The organism is Klebsiella sp. CN_Kp088 (assembly GCF_040064335.1).
Lineage (GTDB): Bacteria > Pseudomonadota > Gammaproteobacteria > Enterobacterales > Enterobacteriaceae > Klebsiella > Klebsiella aerogenes.
In genome coordinates, this window is record NZ_JBEAIQ010000014.1 from 114,672 (window position 1) to 140,262 (window position 25,591).

The 25,591-nt window shown below is 56.0% G+C and carries 21 protein-coding genes; 15 read left to right on the top strand and 6 right to left on the bottom strand.

Annotated features, from left to right (window positions below; translation table 11 throughout):
* Window positions 1-2: 2 nt before the first annotated feature.
* Entirely contained in the window at window positions 3-3,137 is a 3,135-nt protein-coding gene (gene sbcC / locus ABLV08_RS04130) for an exonuclease subunit SbcC (protein ID WP_047056099.1), read from the bottom strand.
* On the bottom strand, window positions 3,134-4,336 hold the full coding sequence (sbcD, locus tag ABLV08_RS04135) for an exonuclease subunit SbcD (protein WP_047056098.1): 1,203 nt from the start codon (window positions 4,334-4,336) through the stop codon (window positions 3,134-3,136). The genes sbcC and sbcD overlap by 4 nt, the downstream gene beginning before the upstream one ends.
* Window positions 4,337-4,555: 219 nt before the next feature.
* Here sbcD and phoB point away from each other — a divergent pair, with 219 nt between their 5' ends.
* From phoB to malZ, 5 genes are all read left to right on the top strand, one after another.
* Window positions 4,556-5,245: a phosphate response regulator transcription factor PhoB gene (gene phoB, locus ABLV08_RS04140; protein WP_004099401.1), complete on the top strand. Its 690-nt coding sequence runs from the start codon at window positions 4,556-4,558 to the stop codon at window positions 5,243-5,245.
* Window positions 5,246-5,266: 21 nt separating this feature from the next.
* Window positions 5,267-6,562 (top strand): phosphate regulon sensor histidine kinase PhoR, encoded by a 1,296-nt coding sequence (gene phoR / locus ABLV08_RS04145; RefSeq protein ID WP_015704551.1) that lies wholly within the window; start codon window positions 5,267-5,269, stop codon window positions 6,560-6,562.
* A gap of 413 nt (window positions 6,563-6,975) precedes the next feature.
* The gene (gene brnQ, locus ABLV08_RS04150; protein WP_015368011.1) at window positions 6,976-8,295 is read left to right on the top strand and encodes a branched-chain amino acid transporter carrier protein BrnQ; all 1,320 of its coding nucleotides are present in this window, start codon (window positions 6,976-6,978) and stop codon (window positions 8,293-8,295) included.
* 123 nt (window positions 8,296-8,418) lie between these two features.
* On the top strand, window positions 8,419-9,792 hold the full coding sequence (proY, locus tag ABLV08_RS04155) for a proline-specific permease ProY (RefSeq protein WP_015368010.1): 1,374 nt from the start codon (window positions 8,419-8,421) through the stop codon (window positions 9,790-9,792).
* A 147-nt stretch (window positions 9,793-9,939) separates the two neighbouring features.
* Entirely contained in the window at window positions 9,940-11,757 is a 1,818-nt protein-coding gene (gene malZ, locus ABLV08_RS04160; RefSeq protein ID WP_032713967.1) for a maltodextrin glucosidase, read from the top strand.
* Here the strand turns inward: malZ and ABLV08_RS04165 are convergent.
* Window positions 11,754-12,656 (bottom strand): LysR family transcriptional regulator, encoded by a 903-nt coding sequence (locus ABLV08_RS04165; protein ID WP_015704553.1) that lies wholly within the window; start codon window positions 12,654-12,656, stop codon window positions 11,754-11,756. The two genes, malZ and ABLV08_RS04165, sit on opposite strands and share 4 nt — an antisense overlap.
* A gap of 278 nt (window positions 12,657-12,934) precedes the next feature.
* On the opposite strand from ABLV08_RS04165, the gene ABLV08_RS04170 reads away from it, so the two are divergent.
* From ABLV08_RS04170 to ABLV08_RS04180, 3 genes are all read left to right on the top strand, one after another.
* On the top strand, window positions 12,935-13,576 hold the full coding sequence (locus ABLV08_RS04170) for a hydrolase (RefSeq protein WP_015368007.1): 642 nt from the start codon (window positions 12,935-12,937) through the stop codon (window positions 13,574-13,576).
* A 183-nt stretch (window positions 13,577-13,759) separates the two neighbouring features.
* Window positions 13,760-14,305: an antibiotic biosynthesis monooxygenase gene (locus tag ABLV08_RS04175; RefSeq protein WP_015368006.1), complete on the top strand. Its 546-nt coding sequence runs from the start codon at window positions 13,760-13,762 to the stop codon at window positions 14,303-14,305.
* Window positions 14,306-14,330: 25 nt separating this feature from the next.
* Complete coding sequence (locus tag ABLV08_RS04180) at window positions 14,331-16,199, top strand: amidohydrolase (RefSeq protein ID WP_032712727.1); 1,869 nt, start codon at window positions 14,331-14,333, stop codon at window positions 16,197-16,199.
* Between the two features lie 102 nt (window positions 16,200-16,301).
* Here the strand turns inward: ABLV08_RS04180 and ABLV08_RS04185 are convergent, their stop codons facing one another.
* The gene (locus ABLV08_RS04185) at window positions 16,302-16,904 is read right to left on the bottom strand and encodes a peroxiredoxin (RefSeq protein ID WP_015368004.1); all 603 of its coding nucleotides are present in this window, start codon (window positions 16,902-16,904) and stop codon (window positions 16,302-16,304) included.
* 169 nt (window positions 16,905-17,073) lie between these two features.
* Window positions 17,074-17,655 (bottom strand): ACP phosphodiesterase, encoded by a 582-nt coding sequence (acpH, locus tag ABLV08_RS04190; RefSeq protein WP_015704556.1) that lies wholly within the window; start codon window positions 17,653-17,655, stop codon window positions 17,074-17,076.
* 150 nt (window positions 17,656-17,805) lie between these two features.
* Here acpH and queA point away from each other — a divergent pair, with 150 nt between their 5' ends.
* The 7 genes from queA (at window position 17,806) to ABLV08_RS04225 (ending at window position 24,532) form a co-directional block, all read left to right on the top strand.
* Entirely contained in the window at window positions 17,806-18,870 is a 1,065-nt protein-coding gene (gene queA / locus ABLV08_RS04195) for a tRNA preQ1(34) S-adenosylmethionine ribosyltransferase-isomerase QueA (RefSeq protein ID WP_015368002.1), read from the top strand.
* Between the two features lie 108 nt (window positions 18,871-18,978).
* A complete protein-coding gene (gene tgt / locus ABLV08_RS04200; RefSeq protein ID WP_015368001.1) occupies window positions 18,979-20,106 on the top strand; it encodes a tRNA guanosine(34) transglycosylase Tgt in 1,128 nt (375 codons plus the stop codon).
* Between the two features lie 22 nt (window positions 20,107-20,128).
* The gene (gene yajC, locus ABLV08_RS04205) at window positions 20,129-20,461 is read left to right on the top strand and encodes a preprotein translocase subunit YajC (RefSeq protein WP_003859109.1); all 333 of its coding nucleotides are present in this window, start codon (window positions 20,129-20,131) and stop codon (window positions 20,459-20,461) included.
* Between the two features lie 26 nt (window positions 20,462-20,487).
* Window positions 20,488-22,335 carry a protein translocase subunit SecD gene (gene secD / locus ABLV08_RS04210; protein ID WP_015704558.1) on the top strand — a complete coding sequence of 616 codons (1,848 nt, stop codon included), beginning with the start codon at window positions 20,488-20,490 and terminating at the stop codon, window positions 22,333-22,335.
* 10 nt (window positions 22,336-22,345) lie between these two features.
* Entirely contained in the window at window positions 22,346-23,317 is a 972-nt protein-coding gene (gene secF / locus ABLV08_RS04215; protein WP_015367999.1) for a protein translocase subunit SecF, read from the top strand.
* Between the two features lie 135 nt (window positions 23,318-23,452).
* The gene (locus tag ABLV08_RS04220) at window positions 23,453-23,818 is read left to right on the top strand and encodes a VOC family protein (protein WP_020079502.1); all 366 of its coding nucleotides are present in this window, start codon (window positions 23,453-23,455) and stop codon (window positions 23,816-23,818) included.
* A gap of 24 nt (window positions 23,819-23,842) precedes the next feature.
* The gene (locus tag ABLV08_RS04225; RefSeq protein WP_020079501.1) at window positions 23,843-24,532 is read left to right on the top strand and encodes a YafY family protein; all 690 of its coding nucleotides are present in this window, start codon (window positions 23,843-23,845) and stop codon (window positions 24,530-24,532) included.
* Window positions 24,533-24,588: 56 nt separating this feature from the next.
* On the opposite strand, the gene ABLV08_RS04230 is transcribed toward ABLV08_RS04225, so the two are convergent.
* Window positions 24,589-25,473 carry a nucleoside-specific channel-forming protein Tsx gene (locus ABLV08_RS04230; protein WP_015367996.1) on the bottom strand — a complete coding sequence of 295 codons (885 nt, stop codon included), beginning with the start codon at window positions 25,471-25,473 and terminating at the stop codon, window positions 24,589-24,591.
* Between the last annotated feature and the right edge of the window lie 118 nt (window positions 25,474-25,591).

Sequence of the window (25,591 nt, forward strand, 5' to 3'; positions counted from 1 at the left end):
CTTCACTCCACCGCAAACGCTTTTTCCAACCGGCTGTATCCCAGACCGTTTATCTTCTTCACTTTAATCTGCACCGGGATGCGCTCTTTCATCGCCTCGACGTGGCTAATCACGCCAATCACTTTGCCGCTGGCGTTAAGCGCGTCGAGCGCATCCAGCGCGGTATCCAGCGTTTCGCTATCCAGGGTGCCGAATCCTTCGTCAAGGAAGAGCGAATCAATCCGCGTCTTATGGCTCACCAGGTCAGATAACGCCAGCGCCAGCGCGAGGCTCACAAGGAAGCTTTCGCCGCCGGAAAGCGTGCGGGTATCGCGCACCGCGTCGGCCTGCCAGGTATCCACTACTTCCAGCTCCAGCGCCTCGCTGGCTTTACGTTGCAGCAAATAGCGGCCATGCAGGCGGTTGAGCTGCTGGTTAGCGAGCCACACCAGATTATCCAGCGTCAGCCCTTGGGCGAATTTACGGAACTTATCGCCTTCTTTTGAACCGATGAGCGCATTCAGCCAGGCCCAGTCTTCGACCTGCTGCGCGGCTTGTTCCATCTGCTGACGTAATGATTGCTGGCGCTGTTGGTTATCGCTGTTTTGCTTCAACTGCTGGCGGATCTCACCCTGACGGGCGCTGTTTTCCCGCAACTGGCGCGCCAGTTGCTCCAGCCTATTCTCTAGCTGCTCCAGCGGCTGGTTAATATCAATATCGGCGGGCGGCTGTTGCTGATGGCGTTCAAGCGACGTCTGCGCCCGCAGGGCCAGCGTTTGGTTCTGCTGAACTTCTTTTTCCAGCGTCTGCTTGAGTTGTTCCAGCCGCTGGCGGGTTGCCTCGTCAAGCAAAGCGGCAAGAAAGGCCGCTTGGTCGGCAAACGGGCTGGCGGCCAGCGCGGCGGTAAACTGCTTTTCGCTTTCCTTCACCTGCGCCTGCTGCTGGCTTTCCTGCTGGCCCAGCGTTTGCCACTGGCTCTGTAGCGCCAGGCAATCATCATGCACCTGCCGCCAGCCCTCCAGCGGCGCGGGATCCGCGGCCTCCGTTGACTCAGGCAGGGTTTCCAGCAGCGGCGTTAGCTGCTGGCGCTGTTCCTGCAGCGCGGCGGCTTCATTTTGTTTCGCCTGCCAGCCGCGGGTTTCGGCTTCACGCTGGGCCAGCCAGTCGTTAGCCTCCGCGGCAGGCGGCAGCGCCAGGGTATAAACGTCCAGCTCCGCCTGCAGCGCGCGACGGCGCTGTTCGAGATCCTGCTGTAACTGCTGCAGCTGCAGTTGGCTCTCCTGCTGTTGCGCCTGCCAGGCCAGCCGTTGTTGATGCTGATACAGCTGCTGTTCATGCTGCTGTTGGCTATCCAGCCAGCCGGCAATATCATCCTGCGGCGTCAGCGTAATCGCTAATTCCGTGAGGGTGGCTTGCCATTGAGAGGTGAGCGCTTGCTCCTGCTGCAGAAGCGATGTTTTCTCGTCAGCGTCTTTTTGTTGTTGTTTAAGCAGTGCTTCAAGCTGGCCGCGCAGCTGCGCGCCTTCTTCCGCCAGCTGTCGCACGTCACGCTCCAGCGCGTCGCGGCGGGTTTGGTTGATGCCGGGCACCAGCGCCTGGTATTCCGCGACCGCCGGATGATGTTCAGAACCGCACAGTGGACAAGGCGCGCCCGGCTGCAAGCGGGCGCGCTCGGCTTCCAGCCCGGCGATACGCGCTTCCAGTTCGCAGATGGCTTTTACATCGCTGAGCTGTTGATTTTTTTCCTTCCACGCCTGACGGCGCTGTTGTAGCGCGGCTTCAAGCTTCTCTTTTTCCTGCTGTGAGGCGTTTTCCGCGCTCTGTAGCTGCCGCAGACGCAGGAACAGCGGCTGCAGCTGGCGATGGAGGGTTGAGAGCTGCTGGCGCAGCGGGCGGGCGGCGGCATGCTGTGTCAGCTCGCGACTAACCTGTTCTCCATCCAGAGTCAGCGCAGTGGCCGGCAATTCGCCGAGCTTACGGCTGGCATCCTGCAGGCGCTGTTGTAGCGTCAACTCTTGCTGAGCGTCGCGGTTAAGCTGCTGGAAGGTGGCTTTCCAGCCTGCCAGCGCCGTGCTCCACTGGTGGAATCGCTCGTGCGCTTTAAGCCACTCATTTAACGATTGCTGGCTGGATTCTAGTTGAGCCAGACGTTGTTGGGCAGCCAGGCGGATCCCGGCGCGACGGCGCAGGTTGTGCTGTAAGCGAGTATTTACTTCCTCAACCTGACGGCGAGTTTGCGCCAGCGCGCTACTGTGTTCCTGCAGCCGCGACCATAATGGACGCAGTTGCTCTGCCGGCTGCGCGGTTTGTAGAGCCGCCAGCTGCGGCGCGGCGGCTTCCTGCGCCAGCAGCGCCTGCTGTAATGCAGCCTGAGCCTGGGTGGCTTCCGCGTTTAGCTCCTGACGGCGGCGCAGCCACTGTAGGCCATTTTGCTGGCGGGTCTGTTCGGCAAGCTGCTGCTGTTCTTCAGCAGTAAGTACTTGCAAACTTTGCTGTAACGCCTGCTGCTGCTCATCATTTAACAGTACGACGCCGGAGGCCTGCGCCTGCAGCTTTTCCAGCTCAATGCGGGCGAGTTTATGTTTTTCAAAGACCTGCGCGGAAATTTGCCCGTAAATTTCAGTCCCGGTCAGCTCTTCCAGCAGCTCGGCGCGCTCTTTCGGTTTGGCATTGAGGAAAGCGGCGAATTGCCCCTGCGAAAGCAGCATTGAACGGGTAAAGCGCCCATAGTCGAGGCCGGTAATTGATGCCGTCAGCTCCAGTTTATCTTTGACCTTGTCGGCAAGAATTTTCCCGTCGTCGCAGCGCGCCAGCTCAACGCGCGGCGCCTGTAGATTGCCATCCGGCTGGTTGCGGGCGCGGTTCTGGCTCCAGAAGGCGCGATAGGCGGTGCCCCGGACCTCAAATTCAACTTCCGCCAGGCACTCGGCGGTGTCGCGGGTCATCAGATCGTTTTGCGATTGCGATACGCTGCTCAGGCGCGGCGTTTCGTGGTACAGCGCGAGACAGATAGCATCTAACAGGGTGGTTTTCCCGGCGCCGGTCGGCCCGGTAATCGCGAATAACCCATTGCTGGCGAACGGTTCAGCGGTAAAGTCGATTTTCCATTCGCCTTTCAGCGAGTTAAGGTTTTTCAGGCGTAGGCTCAGGATTCTCACAGGCGTTCCTCACCGTTCAGGCTATGCAGCGTTTCCGTAAACAGTTGCTCCAGCCGCTGTTGCTGCGGAGCATCAAGGGTTTCCAGCGCCAGGCGGCGGGCAAACACCTCTTCGACCTGCAGTTCGCTCAGCGTTTCCATCTGAACGCCGGCCAGAATGCGTTCACGCTGGGCGCGACTGCGGCGCACCAGCAACACTTCCACCGGCAGCGATTCGGTCTGCTGCTGAATTTTTCTTTGGATATCGTGCAGGTATTCATCGCTGGTGATTTCGATATCCAGCCATACCGGCGGCTGCTGCGCGCTATCCTGCCACTGCTGAAGCTGTTCGGTGATGCTGGCGAAATCGCCTTTCAGTACCGCCAGAGGCTGGGTGATCGGCACCGTTAGCGGGGTGACTTCACTGAGCTTGCCCTCGCTGAATGAGACCAGATTAACGCTTTTGTTTTTTCCGGTTTCATCAAAACTCAGCGGCAGCGGCGAACCGCTGTAGCGAATATGCTCGCAGCCGCCAACCAACTGGGCGCGATGAATATGGCCGAGCGCGATGTAATCGGCGGGCGGGAAGCGGTTGGCCGGGAAGGCGTCGAGGGTGCCGATATAGATTTCACGGACCGCGTCGCTTTTGCTGGCGCCGACGGTGGTGAGGTGGCCGCTGGCAATAATCGGTAGTGCCCGTTCGCCGCGCAGATCGCAGGCCTGCTGATATTGCTGCTGATAGTAGTCGCTGATGGCGGTGAGCAACTGCTGCTGTTTTTCGCCGCTGGAGTGGCCAGCCTGGCTGACCACCAGTTCGCGCGGCCGCAAAAACGGCACCGGGCAGAAGACCGCGCCGGGCGCGCCGTCGCGCCGCGGCAAGATAAAGGGCGCGTGGCCGGCGTTGGCGACCACGGTGGTTTTCAGGAAGGCGAGTATTTCGCGCGACTCGTTTAACGTCGCCACCGAATCGTGGTTGCCCGCCAGCACCACCAACTGGCAGCCGGTTTGCTGCAGTTGAACGACAAAACGGTTATACAGTTCGCGGGCGTAGCTCGGCGGAGAGCCGGTATCAAAAATATCGCCAGCGACGATAATGGCATCCACCTCGTGTTCCTGCGCGCGCGCCAGCAGCCAGTCGAGAAAGGCGGCGTGTTCGTCCGCGCGGCTTTTGCTATAGAAGTTCTGGCCGAGGTGCCAGTCGGAGGTATGAAGGATGCGCATAAAAATTCCGTTGCGATAAAAGCCAGGCGGTCATTATAACGTTGATCCCGCCGCCCGTATTCCTTTTGCCATATTACCGCGAGACAGGATGCGTTAAGTGCGTGTCATCATTCAAAATCCGCATTCATCAGACGGTCATTTTTTCATAAATCTGTCACAAATCTGACGCATAATGGCCGCGCACTTCTATACTGATGGCTAAAAAACACAGGGTAAATAATGGCGAGAAGAATTCTGGTCGTTGAAGATGAAGCTCCAATCCGCGAAATGGTCTGCTTTGTTCTGGAGCAAAACGGCTTTCAGCCCGTCGAGGCGGAAGATTTTGACAGTGCGGTGAATCAACTCAATGAACCCTGGCCCGATTTGATTCTCCTTGACTGGATGTTGCCGGGCGGATCGGGGCTACAGTTTATTAAACAGCTTAAGCGCGAAGCGATGACCCGCGATATTCCGGTGGTGATGCTGACGGCGCGCGGCGAAGAAGAAGATCGCGTTCGCGGTCTGGAAACCGGTGCGGATGATTACATTACCAAACCGTTTTCGCCGAAGGAGCTGGTGGCGCGAATTAAGGCGGTGATGCGGCGTATTTCGCCAATGGCGGTCGAAGAGGTGATTGAGATGCAGGGGCTGAGCCTGGATCCCTCCTCGCATCGCGTCATGACCGGTGAAAACCCGCTGGATATGGGGCCGACCGAGTTTAAATTATTACACTTCTTTATGACCCACCCGGAACGCGTATACAGCCGTGAACAGCTGCTGAATCACGTTTGGGGAACCAACGTTTACGTTGAAGACCGGACTGTGGATGTGCATATTCGCCGCCTGCGCAAAGCGCTGGAACATAGCGGCCATGACCGGATGGTACAGACGGTTCGCGGCACGGGATATCGTTTCTCCGCCCGTTTCTGAATTTTGACAGGAGTGTGACCCGTGCTGGAACGGCTGTCATGGAAAAGGCTGGCGCTTGAGCTTTTCTTATGTTGTATCCCGGCCCTGATCCTCGGGGCGTTTTTCGGTCATCTGCCGTGGTTTTTACTGGCGGCGGTGACCGGATTGCTTATTTGGCATTTCTGGAATTTGTTACGTCTGTCGTGGTGGCTGTGGGTCGATCGCAGTATGACGCCGCCGCCGGGAAGCGGCAGTTGGGAACCGCTGCTGTATGGTCTGCATCAAATGCAGATGCGTAATAAAAAACGTCGCCGCGAGCTGGGGAGCCTCATCAAGCGCTTTCGCAGCGGGGCGGAATCCTTACCCGATGCGGTGGTGCTGACCACCGAAGAGGGCGCCATCTTCTGGTGTAACGGCCTGGCGCAACAAATCCTTAATCTACGCTGGCCGGACGATAGCGGGCAGAATATCCTCAACCTGCTGCGCTACCCAGAGTTTGCTAACTATCTGAAAAACCGTGATTTCACCAAGCCCCTTAATCTGGTGCTCAATAACGCCCGTCATCTGGAAATTCGCGTGATGCCTTATAGCGATAAACAGTGGTTGATGGTGGCGCGCGATGTCACGCAAATGCACCAGTTGGAAGGCGCGCGGCGCAACTTTTTCGCCAACGTCAGCCACGAGCTGCGCACGCCGCTCACCGTACTGCAGGGTTATCTCGAGATGATGCAGGAGCAGGTGCTGGAAGGGCCGACGCGGGAAAAAGCGCTGCATACCATGCGTGAGCAAACGCAGCGGATGGAAGGGTTGGTGAAGCAGTTGCTGACGCTCTCGCGTATTGAAGCCGCGCCGGTGCTGGCGATGAATGATAAAATCGACGTCCCGATGATGCTGCGGGTGGTTGAGCGCGAGGCGCAAACCCTCAGCCAGGGTAAGCATCAGCTGCACTTTAGCGTCGATGAAACGCTCCAGGTGATGGGCAACGAAGAGCAGTTGCGCAGCGCGATTTCCAATCTGGTGTACAACGCCGTTAACCATACGCCAGCGGGAACTGAGATTCACGTCAGCTGGCAGCGGGCGCCACACGGCGCGCTGTTCAGCGTTGAAGACAACGGTCCGGGCATTGCGCCTGAACATTTACCCCGGCTAACCGAGCGGTTCTACCGCGTCGACAAGGCGCGCTCCCGGCAAACCGGCGGCAGCGGTTTAGGGCTGGCTATCGTGAAACATGCGGTTAGCCATCACGAAAGCCGGCTGGAAATCGAAAGTACGGTCGGGAAGGGAACGCGCTTTAGCTTCCTGCTGCCGGAACGTTTAATTGCCAAAAATGTCGCCTGACGCGGCGTCTGTCAGCTTTCCTTGCCAATGACCAGCTTCGGCTGGTCATTTTCATTTGCAGTCAACTTTTCGTTGCGTATTAAACGAACGCCTGGTTATTTATTGTTCGCATGATTAGCCACGCGTTTTGCGTCGTTATGGTCAATTAATCCAGGTTCAAAATCATAGTTAGCATAATCATCTGGTTTTACGATCCCACCTTGCTTTAAAACGTTATAAGCGTTTAAATTGCCCCCTATGCAGTCCCGGTAAGACTGCTTTTGCGTGGTAATTCAAAAAACAATTCTTTTCCACGCCGCTTCGAGAGCATATCTCGCTGAGTTTACAGGCAATGGCCGCTGTATCATCCCGAAAGGAAGGCACGGTATTTTTCCGTTTTTTACAACACCACATCCACAGGCAGTAATGAATTTATGACCCATCAGTTAAAATCTCGCGACATCATCGCGCTGGGCTTTATGACCTTCGCGCTGTTCGTTGGCGCAGGCAACATTATCTTCCCTCCGATGGTTGGCTTACAGGCCGGCGAACACGTCTGGACCGCAGCCATTGGCTTCCTGATTACCGCCGTGGGTTTGCCGGTGCTAACGGTAGTCGCGTTGGCGAAAGTCGGCGGCGGCGTTGAGCGTCTGAGCTCGCCAATCGGCAAAGTTGCGGGCATTCTGCTGGCCGTGGTGTGCTACCTGGCGGTTGGGCCGCTGTTCGCGACCCCGCGTACCGCCACCGTTTCATTTGAAGTGGGGATTGCTCCGCTGACCGGCGACGGCGCGCTGCCGCTGCTTATCTATAGCGTTATCTATTTCGCGCTGGTGATCCTGGTTTCCCTCTATCCGGGCAAACTGCTGGATACCGTCGGCAATTTCCTGGCGCCGCTGAAAATTATCGCCCTGGTCGTGCTCGCGGTGGCCGCGGTTATCTGGCCGGCTGGCCCGATTAGCGACGCGATGGAAGCCTATCGTACCGCGCCGTTCTCTAATGGTTTCGTCAATGGCTATCTGACCATGGACACGCTGGGGGCGATGGTCTTCGGTATCGTTATCGTCAATGCCGCGCGTTCCCGCGGCGTTAGCGAAGCCCGATTGCTGACTCGCTACACCGTCTGGGCTGGTCTGATGGCCGGCGTGGGCCTGACGCTGCTGTACCTGGCGCTGTTCCGCCTGGGTTCCGATAGCGCGACGCTGGTCGATCAGTCGGCAAACGGCGCGGCTATTCTGCACTCCTACGTGCAGCATACCTTCGGCGGCGCGGGCAGCTTCCTGCTGGCGGCATTGATATTTATCGCCTGTCTGGTCACCGCGGTTGGCCTGACCTGCGCCTGCGCTGAGTTCTTCGCGCAGTATCTGCCGCTGTCGTATCGTTCGCTGGTGTTTATTCTCGGCCTGTTCTCCATGGCGGTTTCTAACCTGGGGCTCAGCCATCTGATTCAGATCTCGATTCCGGTGTTAACCGCTATTTATCCGCCGTGTATCGCACTGGTGGTATTAAGCTTTACCCGCGGTTGGTGGCATAATTCCTCCCGCGTTATCGCGCCGGCAATGTTTATCAGCCTGATGTTTGGTATCATTGACGGTGTTAAAGCATCGGCGTTCGCAGATATCCTGCCGCAATGGACCGCGAGCCTGCCGCTGGCAGCGCAAGGTCTGGCATGGTTGCTGCCAACCGCGGTGATGGCTGTGCTGGCCGCGATCATCGATCGCGCAGCGGGTAGCCCGGTGGTCTCAAAAGCCCACTAACCGACGCTTTACGCAGGTGTTTAACCACGGGACTTAAGGTCCCGTGGTTTTTTGTTTTTTTGGTCATTCCCTTTTGCGTTTTGCCCCCGCAAAGCACAAACGAGAAAAACGGCATGGAACACGATGGAAAGTAGTAACAAGCTTAAGCGCGGGCTAAGTACCCGGCACATTCGCTTTATGGCCCTTGGTTCCGCTATTGGTACCGGCCTGTTCTATGGTTCGGCAGACGCCATTAAAATGGCGGGGCCGAGCGTATTGTTGGCATACATTATCGGCGGCGTGGCGGCGTATATCATCATGCGCGCGCTGGGCGAAATGTCGGTGCATAACCCTTCCGCCAGCTCTTTCTCGCGTTATGCGCAGGAGAACCTCGGCGGGCTGGCCGGCTATATCACCGGCTGGACCTATTGTTTTGAAATCCTGATCGTCGCGATTGCCGACGTGACCGCCTTCGGTATCTATATGGGCGTCTGGTTCCCGGCGGTGCCGCACTGGATATGGGTACTAAGCGTGGTGCTGATTATCTGCGCCGTCAATCTGATGAGCGTGAAGGTGTTCGGCGAACTGGAGTTCTGGTTCTCATTCTTTAAAGTCGCCACGATTATCATCATGATCCTTGCCGGTTTCGGCATCATCATCTGGGGTATCGGCAACGGCGGTCAGCCAACCGGTATTCATAACTTATGGAGTAACGGCGGCTTCTTCAGTAACGGCTGGCTGGGGATGGTGATGTCGCTGCAGATGGTGATGTTCGCCTACGGCGGAATTGAGATTATCGGTATCACCGCCGGTGAAGCGAAGGATCCGGAAAAATCCATTCCGCGGGCGATTAATTCGGTGCCGATGCGTATCCTGGTGTTCTACGTGGGGACGCTGTTCGTCATTATGTCTATCTATCCCTGGAACCTGGTGGGTACTAACGGCAGCCCGTTCGTGTTGACCTTCCAGCATATGGGAATTACCTTTGCCGCCGGCATCCTGAACTTCGTGGTGTTAACCGCCTCGCTATCGGCGATTAACAGCGACGTATTCGGCGTTGGCCGTATGCTGCACGGAATGGCCGAGCAGGGGAGCGCGCCGAAAGTGTTCGCCAAAACGTCGCGTCGCGGTACGCCGTGGGTGACGGTGCTGGTGATGACCGTGGCGCTGCTGTTTGCGGTCTATCTCAACTACATCATGCCGGAAAACGTCTTCCTGGTAATTGCTTCGCTGGCGACCTTCGCCACGGTGTGGGTGTGGATTATGATCCTGCTGTCGCAAATCGCTTTCCGTCGCCGCCTGTCGCCGGAAGAGGTGAAAGCGCTGAAGTTTAAAGTACCGGGCGGCGTGGCTACCACCGTGGTCGGCCTGCTGTTCCTGGTCTTTATCATCGCGCTTATCGGCTACCATCCGGATACCCGCATTTCGCTGTACGTCGGCTTTGCGTGGATCGTGCTGCTGCTGGTTGGCTGGAAAATTAAGACCCGCCGCGATCGCCAGTTAGCGCAGGCGCAGTAATTCTCCACTCTTCCGGGTCCGGCTTTGCCGCGGCCCGGAAAAATCACATCCTCCTCCTTTCTCCTCCCCCAATTATTCTATTGATGATGAGTTATACGCCTGTTCACTGTGGCAAGGTGTGGCCATCACGCAAAAAGAGGAATGATGATGTTGAAGGCCTGGCACCTGCCGGTTGCTCCTTTTATTAAAGAGCAGCAGGAACGACTCGTTATCACATTGTGGCTAAGCGGCGAAACAATGCCGCAGCGAATTACGCTGCGCGCGGAAGAAGACAATGAAGAGCTGTCGTTGCCCATGCAGCGCCTGCGCCAATCCCCACACGCCGATGTCGTCGCCTGGCGTGGAGAGATAAACCTGATGAACGGCCAGCCGCGCCGCCGCTATAGCTTTAAGCTGCTGTGGGCGGACCGTCAGTTGTGGTTTACACCGCAGGGATTCCAGCGTTTCCCGCCCGCGAGGCTGGAGCAGTTTGCGGTTGATGTGCCGGATAGCGGCCCGCAGTGGGTCGCCGATCAGGTCTTTTATCAAATTTTCCCCGATCGTTTCGCCCGTAGCGAGGCGCGAGAAGCCGGGCAGGACGAGGTTTATTACCACCATGCGGCCGGCCAGGATATTGTGCTAAAAGCGTGGGATGAGCCGTTAACCGGCGAGGCGGGCGGTTCGACCTTTTATGGCGGCGACCTCGACGGTATTAGCGAGAAGCTTCCTTATCTGAAGCAGCTTGGCGTGACCGCGCTGTATCTCAATCCGGTATTCGTCGCGCCCAGCGTACATAAATACGATACCGCTGATTATCGCCGTGTCGATCCGCAGTTCGGTGGCGATGCCGCGCTGCTGCGCCTGCGCCACAATACGCAGCGTGAAGGGATGCGCCTGATCCTCGACGGCGTGTTTAACCATACCGGTGACTCGCACCCGTGGTTCGATCGCCACCAGCAGGCGAGCAACGGCGCCTGCCATCAGCCGGATTCACCGTGGCGTGAGTGGTTTAATTTTTCCCCGGACGGGGTGGCGCATAACTGGCTGGGTTACGCCAGTCTGCCAAAACTTGACTACCGTTCATCGAGCCTGGTTAACGAAATCTATGCGGGTGAAGACAGCGTGGTGCGCCACTGGTTAAAAGCGCCGTGGAGTATGGACGGCTGGCGGCTGGACGTGGTGCATATGCTGGGCGAGGATGGCGGCGCGCGTAATAACCTGCGTCATATTGCTGGTATCACCCAGGCGGCGAAGCGGGAGCAGCCGGAGGCTTTTGTATTCGGCGAACATTTTGGCGATGCGCGCCAGTGGCTGCAGGCTGATGCCGAAGACGCGGCGATGAACTATCGTGGTTTTACCTTCCCGCTGTGGGGGTTCCTCGCCAATACCGATATTTCCTACGATCCGCAGCACATCGATGCGCAAACTTGTATGGCGTGGATGGACAACTATCGCGCCGGGCTGTCGCATCAGCAGCAATTGCGGATGTTTAACCAACTGGACAGCCACGATACCGCGCGTTTTAAATCCTTGCTGGGTAAGGATGTGGCGCGACTGCCGCTGGCGGTGGTCTGGCTGTTCTGTTGGCCGGGCGTTCCGTGTATTTACTATGGTGACGAAGTCGGCGTCGATGGCAACAACGATCCCTTCTGCCGTAAACCCTTCCCATGGGATCCGGCGCTGCAGGATGAAAACTTGTTGGCGTTATATAAGCGTATGACCACCTTGCGTAAGGGGCATCAGGCGCTGCGCTATGGCGGCTGCCAGGTCATCTATGCGGAAGATAACGTGGTGGTCTTTGTTCGCGTTTACAAACAGCAGCGGGTGCTGGTGGCGATAAACCGCGGTCATGCCTGCGAGGTGGTAATCGACGCATCGCCTTTGCTGGAGGGGAAAACGTGGCAGCGAAAAGAAGGCACGGGCGACATGCACAATGATGTGCTGAGTTTGCCCGCGATTTCCGCAAGCGTCTGGTGTAGCCGTTAACGGTAGAGCTGGCTCAGACAGCTGTCTTCGAGAATAGCCTCTCGCCACCAGCGCTGAGCCAGACCGTTATTGCCGCTACGCCAGGCCATATAGGTTATATCTTTCTCACGGCTCGAAATCACCGGTTTCTCCAGCAACTCACCGCTCTCCAGCCACGGGAGGGCGATGTGGCGGGGAAGGAATCCGCATCCCAAACCGGCGCGCAGGAGCGCGACTTTGGTGGCGAAATCATCTACCCGGATTTGCTCCTGCTCATCGAGCAGGTTGCTGTTCAGTGGATGACAGTAGCGGGCGCTATCGCTAATAACCACCGCGCGATGCAGGCTGAGTTGTTTGTTGGTCAGTGGCTGGGTTGTTGCCGCCAGCGGGTGGCCGGGCGCGACAACGAACACGTTGTCCATCGCGCCGAGCATTTTCCACGACCATTCCGCTGAAGTCGGCGGTTCGTTAATCGCCCCAAGAATAATATCCGCGCCGTTGTGAGTCAGCTCTTCCCACGAGCCCGCCAGGGTATGGTGGGTAAAGTTGAGCCGGGTTTGCGGATATTGCGCGTAAAATTTTTCAATCAGCGGCAATAGGGCCTGGAAAGGAAAAGAGTCGTCCAGCGCAATCGCCAGATCCCGCTCCCAGCCGGAACTCAGCAGCTGCGCCTGTTTTTCCAGATCGTTGGCGGCATTGAGCAGCAGGCGCCCCTTTTCCAGCATCATTTTACCGGTATCGGTAAATTTCGCCCGGTGTCCGGAACGATCCAGCAGACTGATGTTTAGATCGTTTTCCAGTTTTTGGATCATATAGCTCAGCGCGGCGGGGGTTTTAAATAGCGACTCCGCCGCCAGCGCGAACGAGCCATGCCTATCCAGAGCATCAAGAATCAAAAGTACATCAAGGTTTAAACGCATTAGTCTCGATCCGCCAGTCTAATAATAACGTTGTTTTACCGAAGGCCGATGTTCAATTCCAGTGAATAAATTAGAACAGTTCCCATTAATTTTTTGATTAGTCTTTTTTTAATTATTCAAACGGTCACTATTTTTACTCAAGTGAATTAAAACGGAAAGATTTCTTTAATAACTCGTTAGAAATTACTGACTATACTCATCATGCGTTATTGGCCACAATCAGCACAGCACAACGGCAGTGTATTATCTTCCTAACTAATTGATTAATAGGATGTGTTATGTCTATTCGTGAACTGATTGATCCGTCTAATTCCACCCTTATTTTTATTGACCACCAGCCGCAAATGGCTTTTGGTGTGGCCAATATCGATCGCCAGACGCTGAAAAATAACACCGTCGCGTTGGCCAAAGCGGGCAAGATTTTTAACGTTCCGGTTATTTATACCTCTGTCGAAACCAAAAGCTTCAGCGGCTATATCTGGCCAGAACTGCTGGCGGTTCATCCTGAAGTGAAACCGATTGAACGTACTTCTATGAACTCCTGGGAAGACACCGGTTTTGTTAATGCGGTGAAAGCCACTGGACGTAAAAAACTGATTATTTCCGCGCTGTGGACTGAAGTGTGCCTGACCTTCCCGGCGCTGATGGCGCTGGAAGAAGGTTATGAAGTGTACGTGGTAACCGATACCTCCGGCGGTACCTCCGTTGACGCTCACGAGCGCGCCATCGACCGTATGGTGCAGGCCGGCGCGGTACCGGTGACCTGGCAGCAGGTCCTGCTGGAGTACCAGCGCGACTGGTCACGTAAAGAGACTTATGACGCGGTGATGGATCTGGTTCGCGAACATAGCGGCGCCTACGGTATGGGCGTGGATTATGCTTATACCATGGTGCACGGCGCGCCGGAACGTAAAGCCTAAAACACTTCATCCTGCAAGCTGCCTCTTTGTTGGCTTCGCTTGCCCGCCCCGTCACTGGCTGATGTCAGCGCTCGAGGGCGGGCAATCTTGCCGCCTCAATGCGGCATGAATGATTTTGTGTATTGTCATTTATGGCTGATGGCGGGAGAAATCCCGTCATTCCCCTGAAGCAAGGAACTCTTAATGGCGCAACAGAAATCAGTGACGCTGGTCATCAGTCATCATCTCGATCCACAAAACGGCCAGCGGTATGAAGCATGGTTGGGCAAAATCATGCCGGTTGCGGCGGAGTTTCCCGGCCATCTTGGCGCCAACGTGATCCGTCCGGCGGCCGGGCAAAATCTCTGGAGCGTGATAATTCGCTTCGACACCATTGAACATCTCTACGCCTGGACGCAGTCGGAAACCCGTCGTGAATTAGTCGCGGAAATCGCGCCGTTTCTCAATGATGGCGATCGTACCGAAATCCGCACCGAACCGGCGTTCTGGTTTACCCCGCCTGCGGCCAATATTCGCCAGCCGCTGCGCTGGAAACAGTTCCTGATAACCCTGCTGGTCATCTTCCCAAGTACCAACCTGGTACCATGGCTGACCGGCATGGCGCTACCGGAGTTACGGGGAAGCTTGTTACTGCATCTGATTAACGATGCCCTGGTGGTCGCGTTGGTGGTCTGGTTGTGGATGCCTATCGTGACCCGTCTGTTTGCCGGTTGGTTGAAAAAAAACTAGCTCAACCAGCTTAAAGGAGTGCGTTATGTCGCAAACTGCCACACTGATTCTGACCCACGGTCAGATTCATACACTCGACCGCGCGAACCCACTGGCGGAAGCCGTGGCCATCGCCGATGGAAAAATTCTCGCGACCGGAAGCCACGATCGAATCATGACGTTCGCCGCCGAGGGGACGCAAATTGTCGATCTTAAAGGCCATACGGTGATCCCAGGTCTTAACGACTCCCACCTGCACCTGATTCGTGGCGGCCTGAACTATAACCTCGAGCTGCGCTGGGAAGGCGTGCCATCGCTGGCGGATGCGCTGCGTATGCTAAAAGATCAGGCCGATCGCACACCGTCGCCGCAGTGGGTGAGGGTGGTCGGCGGCTGGAGCGAATTCCAGTTTGCCGAACGCCGCATGCCGACGCTGGAAGAGCTGAATGAAGCGGCGCCTGACACGCCGGTATTCGTGCTGCATCTGTACGATCGCGCGCTGCTTAACCGCGCGGCGCTGAAAGCCGTTGGCTATACCAAAGAGACGCCGGATCCGGCGGGCGGCGAGATCGTTCGCGATAACAACGGCAACCCGACCGGGATGCTGATCGCCAAACCGAATGCCATGATCCTGTATGCGACGCTGGCCAAAGGACCGAAGCTGCCGCTTGAGCTGCAAGTCAACTCCACGCGCCAGTTTATGCGCGAACTGAACCGTTTAGGATTAACCAGCGCCATCGATGCCGGCGGTGGTTTCCAGAACTACCCGGAAGATTACGAAATTATCGAGCAACTGCACGCCAAAGAGCAGATGACCGTGCGTATCGCCTATAACCTCTTTACCCAGCGGCCGAAGCAGGAGCTGGACGATTTCGAGCGCTGGACCGATATGCTGAAGCCGGGGCAGGGCACCGATTTCTATCGTGCCAACGGCGCAGGTGAAATGCTGGTCTTCTCGGCGGCGGATTTTGAAGATTTCCTGCAGCCGCGGCCGGATCTGCCGCAAGGCATGGAAGATGAGCTGGAGCGGGTGGTGCGTCATCTGGTGGAACACCGCTGGCCTTTCCGTCTGCATGCCACCTACGATGAGTCGATTAGCCGAATGCTGGATGTGTTCGAGAAGGTGAACCGCGATATTCCGTTTAACGGCCTGCACTGGTTCTTCGATCACGCCGAGACCATCACCGAACGTAATATTGAACGCGTGAAGGCGCTAGGCGGCGGTATCGCGGTGCAGCACCGGATGGCTTTCCAGGGCGAGTATTTCGTCGATCGCTACGGCAAAGAGGCGGTGAAACATACGCCGCCGGTGGCGAAAATGCTGGAACTGGACGTACCGGTAGGCTTGGGTACCGATGCGACCCGCGTCGCCAGTTATAACCCGTGGACCGCGCTGTACTGGCTGGTTTCCGGACGTACCGTCGGCGGCATGGCGATGTACGACGATAACAACCGTTTGCCGCGCGACGTCGCCCTTGAGCTATGGACCGCCGGTAGCGCATGGTTCTCCAGCGAGCAGGGTAAAAAAGGACGCATTGAGAAAGGGCAACTGGCTGACCTGGTGGTGCTGTCAAAAGACTACTTCAGCGTTGCGGAAGAGGAAATTAAAGGTATTGAGTCGGTATTGACCATCGTTGATGGCAAGGTGGTGTACGCGGCCGGCCATTTCTCGCCGCTGGCGCCGCCGCCAATTCCGGTATTGCCGGAGTGGTCGCCGGTGGTAAAAGTGCCAGGGCATTATCGCTCGGCGCCGCCTGCGGCCGCGAAGATTGGCGCGGTGGTGCAGATGCACCAGTGCTGCGGCAGCTGCGGCGTGCACGGACATCAGCATGATATTGCGCGCAAGTCGTCGATTCCGGTGGCGGATGAGCAGGCTTTCTGGGGCGTATTAGGCTGTTCTTGCTTCGCGTTCTGATACTTTTGCCCGGTGGCGCTGCGCTTACCGGGCTCACAGCGAATATAACAGGCACAAAAAAGGCTCGCATTTGCGAGCCTTTTTATGGAAACGTCTAGCCGATTACAGGCTGGATACGTTTTCGGTCAGGTATTTAGCTACGCCTTCCGGAGAAGCGGCCATACCTTCTTTTCCTTTTTCCCACTGAGCCGGGCAAACTTCACCGTGCTCTTCGTGGAACTGCAGCGCGTCAACCATACGCAGCATTTCGTCGATGTTACGGCCCAGCGGCAGGTCGTTAACAACCTGGTGGCGAACGATGCCGTTAGCGTCGATCAGGAAGGAACCGCGCAGCGCAACGCCTTCGTCCGGATGCTCGATGCCGTAAGCTTTCTGAATTTCACGTTTGATGTCGGCAACCATCGCGTATTTAACCGGGCCAATACCGCCCTGGTCTACCGGGGTGTTACGCCATGCGTTGTGAACGAACTCGGAGTCAAAGGAAACGCCAACCACTTCTACGCCGCGTTTCTGGAATTCTTCGTAGCGCTTGTCGAAAGCGATCAGTTCAGACGGGCAAACGAAAGTGAAATCCATTGGCCAGAAGAACAGGACGGTAGCTTTACCGTTGGTGTGCTGTTTGAAGTTGAATTTCTCAACGATTTCGCCGTTACCTAATACTGCTGCAGCGGTAAAGTCCGGAGCCTGACGAGTAACCAGAACCATATGATTCTCCTGTTATTACTAAGGTTAATTGGAACGCAACGCGGGCCAGTATAGGCAGAGGCGGGCAGGAACTCAATGCGGCGCTGACAATCGATGAGATAGATTTTGCCTATTGATAATTATTCAATAGCGCTTTCAGAATAATCGTTTTGTGAGAAAGCGCAAGGTTTTACAGCGTTCTCTTTTTCGCCTGCTCCATCATTCGCGGATAAAAACGCCAGAATTGCTGCTCCAGTTGCCCATAGTGGTTATCAAGGTCGTACCATGAATCACGCAGCGCATCGAGGCGCGGGCGGCGACTGGCCATACCGTTCAGGACGCGCTGAATGAATTCCATATCCTGATAACGTTCCAGCCAGCGTTCGGACCACATATATTCATTGAGATTAACAAAGCGCGGCGGCGAATCCGGCAGAATTTGCGCTACCTGCGCGTGGGCGTAGCGCACAAACTCGTTTAGCGGCAGATCCGGCGACAGCTGCGCCCAGTGATGCGACAGGAAATGATCCCACATGACGTCGAGGGAAATTGGCGCGACGCGGCGGGTCTCGGGGCGAAACCATTCGCGCGCCGTTTTAACTTCCGCCAGATTGTCGGTCATTACATCTATACGCCGATGCATATAAATGCCGTCAACCACATCCGCAGGATACTCGCCCTGCGGGTTACCGCGGACAAAATCGGCCAGCAGGTTGCCCGGCAGCGAGCTATCCGCAAGATGGGCGAGATGTAAATGCGCGAGAAAATTCATATCGACTTCAATCCTTCACACGGTCATGCCGTTCTTGCTGGTTAATCATGGTATTCCGCTATTATATCCAGCGTTGAATAGGGTAACGGTTGCAGGAAGACCCGCCCGGCACTAGACTACCCGCCTCTTTATTTAGTCTGAGTCATCGTCATGCGCGTTACCGATTTTTCCTTTGAATTACCTGAATCCCTGATTGCTCACTATCCGCAGCCGGAGCGCAGTAGCTGCCGCTTGCTGTCGCTGGACGGGCCGACGGGCGCGCTGACGCACGGTACTTTCACCGATCTGCTCGATAAGCTCAACCCTGGCGATCTGCTGGTCTTTAACAACACCCGGGTGATCCCGGCGCGTCTGTTTGGCCGTAAAGCCAGCGGCGGCAAGATTGAAGTGCTGGTCGAGCGAATGCTGGATGATAAACGTATTCTGGCACATATTCGCGCCTCTAAAGCGCCGAAACCGGGGGCGGAGCTGCTGTTAGGCGATGATGAAAGCATTAACGCCACAATGCTGGCGCGCCACGGCGCACTGTTTGAAGTTGAGTTCAACGATGAGCGCCCGGTGCTCGATATTCTGAACAGCATCGGTCATATGCCGCTGCCGCCGTATATCGACCGCCCGGACGAAGACGCCGATCGCGAGCTGTACCAGACAGTTTACGGCACCAAGCCGGGCGCGGTCGCCGCGCCGACCGCCGGCCTGCATTTTGACGACCCGCTGCTGGAAAAACTGCGCGCTAAAGGCATTGAGATGGCGTTTGTGACGCTGCACGTTGGCGCGGGGACCTTCCAGCCGGTGCGCGTCGACAGCATCGAAGAGCACATCATGCACTCAGAATATGCGGAGGTGCCGCAGGATGTGGTTGATGCGGTTCTGGCGGCGAAAGCGCGCGGTAACCGCGTCATCGCCGTCGGCACCACTTCCGTGCGTTCGCTGGAAAGCGCGGCGCAGGCGGCTAAAAATGGCCTGATTGAGCCGTTCTTTGCCGATACGCAGATCTTTATCTATCCGGGATATCAGTACAAAGTCATCGATGCGCTGGTGACTAACTTCCATCTCCCTGAATCCACACTGATTATGTTGGTCTCCGCTTTCGCTGGCTATCAGCACACCATGAACGCCTATAAGGCTGCGGTAGAACAAAAATATCGCTTTTTTAGCTACGGGGACGCGATGTTTATCACGTACAATCCGCAGGCTATTTCTGAGCGTCCCTAAAAAGGCCGGCACGCCGGCTTTCTGACGCCTTGACGCATTTTTTAGCCACGGAATCATTCCGTGGCGAGTATTTAAACGTCGGACTGTTTTTCTGACGCAGGAGCAATAATGAAATTTGAACTTGATACCACCGATGGCCGCGCGCGTCGCGGCCGTTTGGTGTTTGATCGCGGCGTAGTGGAAACGCCAGCCTTTATGCCCGTTGGTACCTACGGCACCGTCAAAGGGATGACGCCGGAAGAAGTTGAAGCCACCGGCGCGCAAATCATCCTCGGCAACACCTTCCACCTGTGGCTGCGCCCGGGCCAGGAAATCATGAAGCTGCACGGCGATCTGCATGATTTCATGCAGTGGAAAGGGCCGATCCTCACCGATTCCGGCGGCTTCCAGGTCTTCAGCCTTGGCGATATCCGTAAGATCACCGAGCAGGGCGTGCACTTCCGCAATCCGATCAACGGCGATCCGATTTTCCTCGATCCGGAAAAATCGATGGAGATTCAGTACGATCTCGGTTCCGATATCGTAATGATCTTCGACGAATGTACGCCGTACCCGGCAGACTGGGATTACGCTAAGCGTTCGATGGAAATGTCTCTGCGCTGGGCCAAGCGCAGCCGTGACCGTTTCGATGGCCTCGGCAACAAAAACGCGCTCTTTGGCATCATTCAGGGCAGCGTTTACGAAGATTTACGAGATATCTCGGTGAAAGGTCTGGTAGAGATTGGCTTTGATGGCTACGCTGTCGGCGGTTTGGCTGTCGGCGAGCCGAAGGAAGACATGCACCGTATCCTGGAGCACGTTTGCCCGCAGATCCCGGCAGATAAACCGCGATACCTGATGGGCGTCGGGAAACCGGAAGACCTGGTGGAAGGGGTACGTCGCGGCATCGATATGTTTGACTGCGTTATGCCGACGCGCAACGCGCGTAACGGCCATCTGTTTGTGACCGATGGCGTAGTGAAAATCCGCAACGCGAAGCATAAAAGCGATACATCGCCGCTGGATGCCGAGTGCGATTGCTATACGTGTCGCAATTATTCACGTGCTTACTTGCATCATCTTGATCGTTGCAACGAAATATTGGGCGCGCGCCTCAATACCATTCATAACCTGCGCTACTATCAGCGTTTAATGGCTGGTTTACGCAAGGCTATCGAAGAGGGTAAATTAGAGAGCTTCGTGACCGATTTTTACCAACGTCAGGGGCGTTCCGTTCCTCCTTTGAACGTTGATTAATTTTAATAATGAGGGAATTTCAATGAGCTTTTTTATTTCTGATGCGGTAGCAGCAACCGGCGCGCCGGCGCAGGGCAGCCCAATGTCTCTGATTCTGATGCTGGTGGTGTTCGGTCTGATTTTTTACTTCATGATCCTGCGCCCACAGCAGAAACGTACTAAAGAGCACAAGAATCTGATGAACTCCATCGCCAAAGGTGATGAAGTCCTGACTAACGGTGGTCTGGTTGGTCGTGTGACTAAAGTCGCGGAAAACGGCTACATCGCTATCGCGCTGAACGATACCACCGAAGTGGTTATCAAACGTGACTTCGTAGCTGCCGTTCTGCCGAAAGGCACCATGAAGGCGCTGTAATTACCATTTTCCCTAAGGGAACTGCCGTGTTAAACCGTTATCCTTTGTGGAAGTACGTGATGCTGGTCGTCGTGATTATCGTCGGCCTGATTTACGCGCTTCCCAACCTGTATGGTGAGGATCCGGCTGTTCAAATCACTGGCGCGCGCGGCGTCGCCGCCAGTGAGCAAACGCTGATCCAGGTCCAGAAAACTTTACAAGAAGAAAAAATCACCGCGAAGTCTGTGGCACTGGAAGAGGGCGCAATTCTTGCGCGCTTCGACACCACCGACACTCAGCTGCGAGCGCGTGAAGCGCTGGTTAACCTGCTGGGTGACAAATACGTCGTGGCGCTAAACCTTGCTCCTGCTACCCCGCGCTGGCTGGCGGCGATGTATGCCGAGCCGATGAAGCTGGGTCTTGACCTACGCGGCGGCGTGCACTTCCTGATGGAAGTAGACATGGACACCGCATTAGGCAAACTGCAGGAACAAAACATCGATAGCCTGCGCAGCGAGCTGCGTGACAAAGGCATTCCTTACTCCACCGTGCGTAAGGAAGACAACTACGGTCTGAGCATCGTCTTCCGCGACAGCGCGGCGCGCGACCAGGCTATCTCTTATCTCAGCCCGCGCCATCGCGATCTGGTTATTTCAAGCCAGGGGAACAATGCGCTGAAAGCGGTGATGACCGACGAACGTCTGAAAGAAGCCCGTGAATACGCCGTTCAGCAGAACATCAACATTCTGCGTAACCGTGTAAACCAGCTCGGCGTGGCCGAACCGCTGGTGCAGCGTCAGGGTTCCGACCGTATCGTGGTTGAACTGCCGGGTATCCAGGATACCGCGCGTGCGAAGGAAATCCTTGGCGCGACCGCGACGCTGGAATTCCGTCTGGTGAACACCAACGTCGATCAGTCCGCAGCCGCTTCTGGCCGCGTACCGGGCGATTCGGAAGTGAAAGATACCCGTGAAGGCCGTCCGGTGGTGCTGTATAAGCGCGTGATCCTGACCGGCGATCATATCACTGACTCCACTTCCAGCATGGACGAGTACAACCAGCCGCAGGTTAACATCTCGCTCGATAGCGCGGGTGGCAACATCATGTCTAACTTCACCAAGGACAATATCGGTAAACCGATGGCGACCCTGTTCGTGGAGTACAAAGACAGCGGTAAGAAAGATGCCAACGGTCGCGCTATCCTTGCGAAAGAGGAAGAGGTGATTAACATCGCCAATATCCAGTCTCGCCTTGGCAATAGCTTCCGTATCACCGGTATCAGCAACCCGACCGAAGCGCGTCAGCTTTCTCTGCTGCTGCGTGCGGGCGCCCTGATTGCGCCGATTCAGATCGTTGAAGAGCGTACTATCGGCCCAACTCTGGGTATGCAGAACATCAAGCAGGGCCTGGAAGCGTGTCTGGCCGGTCTGGTGGTCTCTATCCTGTTCATGATCTTCTTCTATAAGAAGTTCGGCCTGATTGCGACTTCCGCGCTGATTGCTAACCTGGTGCTGATTGTCGGCATTATGTCCCTGATTCCTGGGGCAACGCTGACCATGCCGGGTATCGCGGGTATCGTCTTAACCCTTGCGGTGGCGGTCGATGCTAACGTACTGATTAACGAGCGTATCAAAGAAGAGCTGAGCAACGGACGTACCGTTCAGCAGGCGATTGACGAAGGTTATAAGGGCGCATTTAGCTCTATCTTCGACGCCAACGTGACGACGCTAATTAAGGTTATCATCCTGTACGCGGTCGGTACCGGTGCCATTAAAGGGTTTGCGATTACTACCGGTATCGGTATCGCGACCTCAATGTTTACCGCTATCGTCGGCACCCGTGCCATCGTGAACCTGCTGTACGGCGGCAAGCGCGTTAAAAAGCTGTCTATCTGAGGAGTGCGTTGTGGCACAGGAATATACTGTTGAACAATTGAACCACGGCCGTAAAGTCTGGGACTTTATGCGCTGGGACTACTGGGCCTTCGGCATTTCAGGTTTTCTGCTGATTGTGTCGATCGCCATCATCGGCGTCCGCGGGTTTAACTGGGGTCTCGATTTCACCGGCGGTACGGTGATTGAAATTACCCTCGAAAAACCGGTTGATATGGACCAGCTGCGCGATTCGCTGCAGAAAGCGGGCTTTGAGGAGCCGCAGTTGCAGAACTTCGGCAGCAGCCGCGACATCATGGTGCGTATGCCGCCGGTACACGATGCCAACGGCAGCCAGGAGCTGGGCAGCAAAGTCGTTAACGTGATTAACGAATCGACCAGCCAAAGCGCGACGGTGAAACGTATTGAGTTCGTTGGCCCGAGCGTGGGCGCGGACCTTGCGCAAACCGGCGCTCTGGCGCTGATTGCGGCGCTGGTGTGTATCCTTATCTATGTCGGCTTCCGCTTTGAATGGCGACTGGCGGCAGGGGTCGTTATTGCACTGGCGCACGACGTAGTCATTACCATGGGCGTGCTGTCGTTGTTCCACATCGAGATTGACCTGACCATCGTCGCATCACTGATGTCGGTAATTGGTTACTCGTTGAACGATAGTATCGTGGTGTCGGACCGTATCCGTGAAAACTTCCGTAAGATCCGTCGCGGTACGCCGTACGAAATCTTTAACGTGTCGTTGACCCAGACGCTGCACCGTACCTTGATCACCTCCGGTACCACCCTGATGGTGATCCTGATGCTGTTCCTCTTCGGCGGCCCGATTCTGGAAGGCTTCTCGCTGACCATGCTGATCGGTGTATCCATCGGTACGGCTTCTTCTATCTACGTCGCGTCCGCGCTGGCGTTGAAACTGGGCATGAAGCGCGAGCATCTGATCCAGCAGAAGGTCGAAAAAGAAGGGGCGGATCAGCCGTCCATTCTGCCGTAATTTGGTTCAGTTGATATAAAGCAATCCCGGCCTTGTGGCCGGGATTTTTTTTGCCCGCCAGAAACCTGCTGACAGTATGCTGTCAGGAGGCCTCTCGTACACTGCTTCTGAACTCACTAACGAGCAGGAGGAAGTATGAACAACGTGATTAACTGGTTTGAAATTCCGGTCGCTGATATGGATCGCGCCGTCGCGTTTTATGAGCCGGTAATGCAGGTGACGCTGCGTCGTGAAACCATGGATTGTGCGGACCTGGCCGTCTTCCCGCATCAGGATCCGGCCCCCGGCGGCGCGTTAGCTAAATTTGATGGTATCGCGCCATCGCCGCAGGGCGCTATTATTTATCTGCACACCGACAACCTTGCCGCCACACTGGATCGCGTCGCCTCGGCGGGCGGATTGTGCGTGTTTGGCCCGCTGGCGCTGCCGAATGATATTGGCACCATCGCCCTGTTTACCGACAGCGAAGGTAACCGCGTAGGTTTGCATCAACCGGCTTAACCTGACTATTTAGCGAAACGAGAAATGACCCGACGCGCCGACCGTTTATTTCAGATTGTACAGATCCTGCGCGGCAGGCGGCTAACCACCGCGGCGCTGCTGGCGGAGCGGTTGGGCGTGTCGGAGCGAACCGTCTATCGCGATATCCGCGACCTCTCGCTCTCCGGTGTACCGGTTGAGGGCGAGGCCGGGAGCGGTTATCGTCTGCTGGCGGGCTATGATCTGCCGCCGCTGATGCTGACCAGCAAAGAATCCGAAGCGCTAATCGCCGCGATTCGACTACTGAAGACCTGGGGCGGAGATGCGCTTTCGCAGTCGTTGGAGTCAGCTCAGGAAAAAATGCTGGCGATTTTGCCGGAAGACCGGCGGCGCAAAGCGGAGCAGACCCGGCTGTTTGCCCCTGACTTTGGCGCGCATCGTTATGCTAAAACCCATTTTGACGTTATCCATCAGGCCGTATCCAATCAGCAGGTGTTGCAGCTTCACTATCAGGATGAATCCGGTCAGGTAACGCGGCGTGAAGTGCTGCCGCTGGGGCTATTTTTCTGGGGGGAGCGTTGGCTGCTGGTGGCCTGGTGCGAACTGCGCAGTGATTATCGTAACTTTCGTCTCGATCGTTGTCTGGAGGTGAAGGTGATCGAACGTCGTTTCAGCGAGTGCGCCGACCGTTCACTGAGCGATTTCTTACGTAAGGTGAGATGTGAGGAGCGATAAAAAAACGCCCGGTAAGCGTAAAACGCGTCCCGGGCGCTGTCTTGCTGTATCAGCAATTAGAAGTTGTAACCGACAACGAAGTAGCCACCCCAGCCGGTAGAGCGAACGCTGAAGTCGCCGTCGCCGAAGTTCAGCTTAGCATCATCAGCCCACTGGCCGCCGTTATGGAAGTAACGCGCGACGATAGAGTAGTGCCAGTGCGCATAGTTCAGCGCCAGGATGTGGCTGGACGCGATAGAGTTGCTGGTACGCGCGTGCTTACCGTTCATATCGTAGAAGTTGTCGTCGCCAAGGTCAGAACCCCAGTCGAAGTTGGTGAAGCCAATATAGCTCAGCGAACCGCCCCACAGGTCGGTCAGCGGAACGAAGTATTTCACCTTGAAGCGGTAGCCGTCCCACTCGTTTTCGTTAGAGGCGCCGTAGTTCTGCCACTGGTATTTAGCATAGATATTCAGCGACAGGCTCATCGGCAGACCGGTATCGATGTCGGTACCAAGACCCATATACCAGGTGCTCTGCTCCTGAGAGTCGTTGCGGCCCATATCGTAGATATAGTTGTTCGCGAAGTACCACTCTTTGAACGGCCCGAAGCTCAGGTCGGTGTTGGTCAGCTTGTCGATAGAGAAACGCGGTTCGATCTCCATAAACAGCGGGGAGCCTTTGTTCCAGATACCTTTCGCCGTGCTGTTGCCGCCGAAGAAGACCGGCGCATCAATATAGCCGTAGAAATCAAACCAATCTTTTTTAGCAAACGCTTCGTATTCCAGATAGGTATCGTTACGGATCTGCGGTCCAAAACGAGTGTGGTAGCTACCGACCACGTTCACACTCTGGTGCCACCAATCAGACAGGTACTGCGGTTTTTCAGTTTCTGCCGCGCCAGCGGTGAAAGAAGCGGAAAGCGCCACAACAGCGCTCGCTGCCAGTAATGTTTTTTTCATGTTGATGCCACTGTTTAAATTAAGCCAAAAGGCGTTAAGAAAATTGCCGAAGCGTTGCTAAATATTTCGTCTTTCTGTGGGGGTCTATTATAGAAATCATTGCTCACAAAAATACGTG

Coding starts and splice junctions, on each gene's coding strand:
- brnQ (WP_015368011.1), top strand. CDS start 6,976: ATGACCCATCAGTTAAAATCTCGCGACATCATCGCGCTGGGCTTTATG.
- ABLV08_RS04225 (WP_020079501.1), top strand. CDS start 23,843: ATGACCCGACGCGCCGACCGTTTATTTCAGATTGTACAGATCCTGCGC.
- ABLV08_RS04185 (WP_015368004.1), bottom strand. CDS start 16,904: ATGGTTCTGGTTACTCGTCAGGCTCCGGACTTTACCGCTGCAGCAGTA.
- queA (WP_015368002.1), top strand. CDS start 17,806: ATGCGCGTTACCGATTTTTCCTTTGAATTACCTGAATCCCTGATTGCT.
- acpH (WP_015704556.1), bottom strand. CDS start 17,655: ATGAATTTTCTCGCGCATTTACATCTCGCCCATCTTGCGGATAGCTCG.
- ABLV08_RS04175 (WP_015368006.1), top strand. CDS start 13,760: ATGGCGCAACAGAAATCAGTGACGCTGGTCATCAGTCATCATCTCGAT.
- proY (WP_015368010.1), top strand. CDS start 8,419: ATGGAAAGTAGTAACAAGCTTAAGCGCGGGCTAAGTACCCGGCACATT.
- ABLV08_RS04220 (WP_020079502.1), top strand. CDS start 23,453: ATGAACAACGTGATTAACTGGTTTGAAATTCCGGTCGCTGATATGGAT.
- ABLV08_RS04165 (WP_015704553.1), bottom strand. CDS start 12,656: ATGCGTTTAAACCTTGATGTACTTTTGATTCTTGATGCTCTGGATAGG.
- tgt (WP_015368001.1), top strand. CDS start 18,979: ATGAAATTTGAACTTGATACCACCGATGGCCGCGCGCGTCGCGGCCGT.
- malZ (WP_032713967.1), top strand. CDS start 9,940: ATGTTGAAGGCCTGGCACCTGCCGGTTGCTCCTTTTATTAAAGAGCAG.
- yajC (WP_003859109.1), top strand. CDS start 20,129: ATGAGCTTTTTTATTTCTGATGCGGTAGCAGCAACCGGCGCGCCGGCG.
- phoB (WP_004099401.1), top strand. CDS start 4,556: ATGGCGAGAAGAATTCTGGTCGTTGAAGATGAAGCTCCAATCCGCGAA.
- ABLV08_RS04170 (WP_015368007.1), top strand. CDS start 12,935: ATGTCTATTCGTGAACTGATTGATCCGTCTAATTCCACCCTTATTTTT.
- sbcD (WP_047056098.1), bottom strand. CDS start 4,336: ATGCGCATCCTTCATACCTCCGACTGGCACCTCGGCCAGAACTTCTAT.
- ABLV08_RS04180 (WP_032712727.1), top strand. CDS start 14,331: ATGTCGCAAACTGCCACACTGATTCTGACCCACGGTCAGATTCATACA.
- ABLV08_RS04230 (WP_015367996.1), bottom strand. CDS start 25,473: ATGAAAAAAACATTACTGGCAGCGAGCGCTGTTGTGGCGCTTTCCGCT.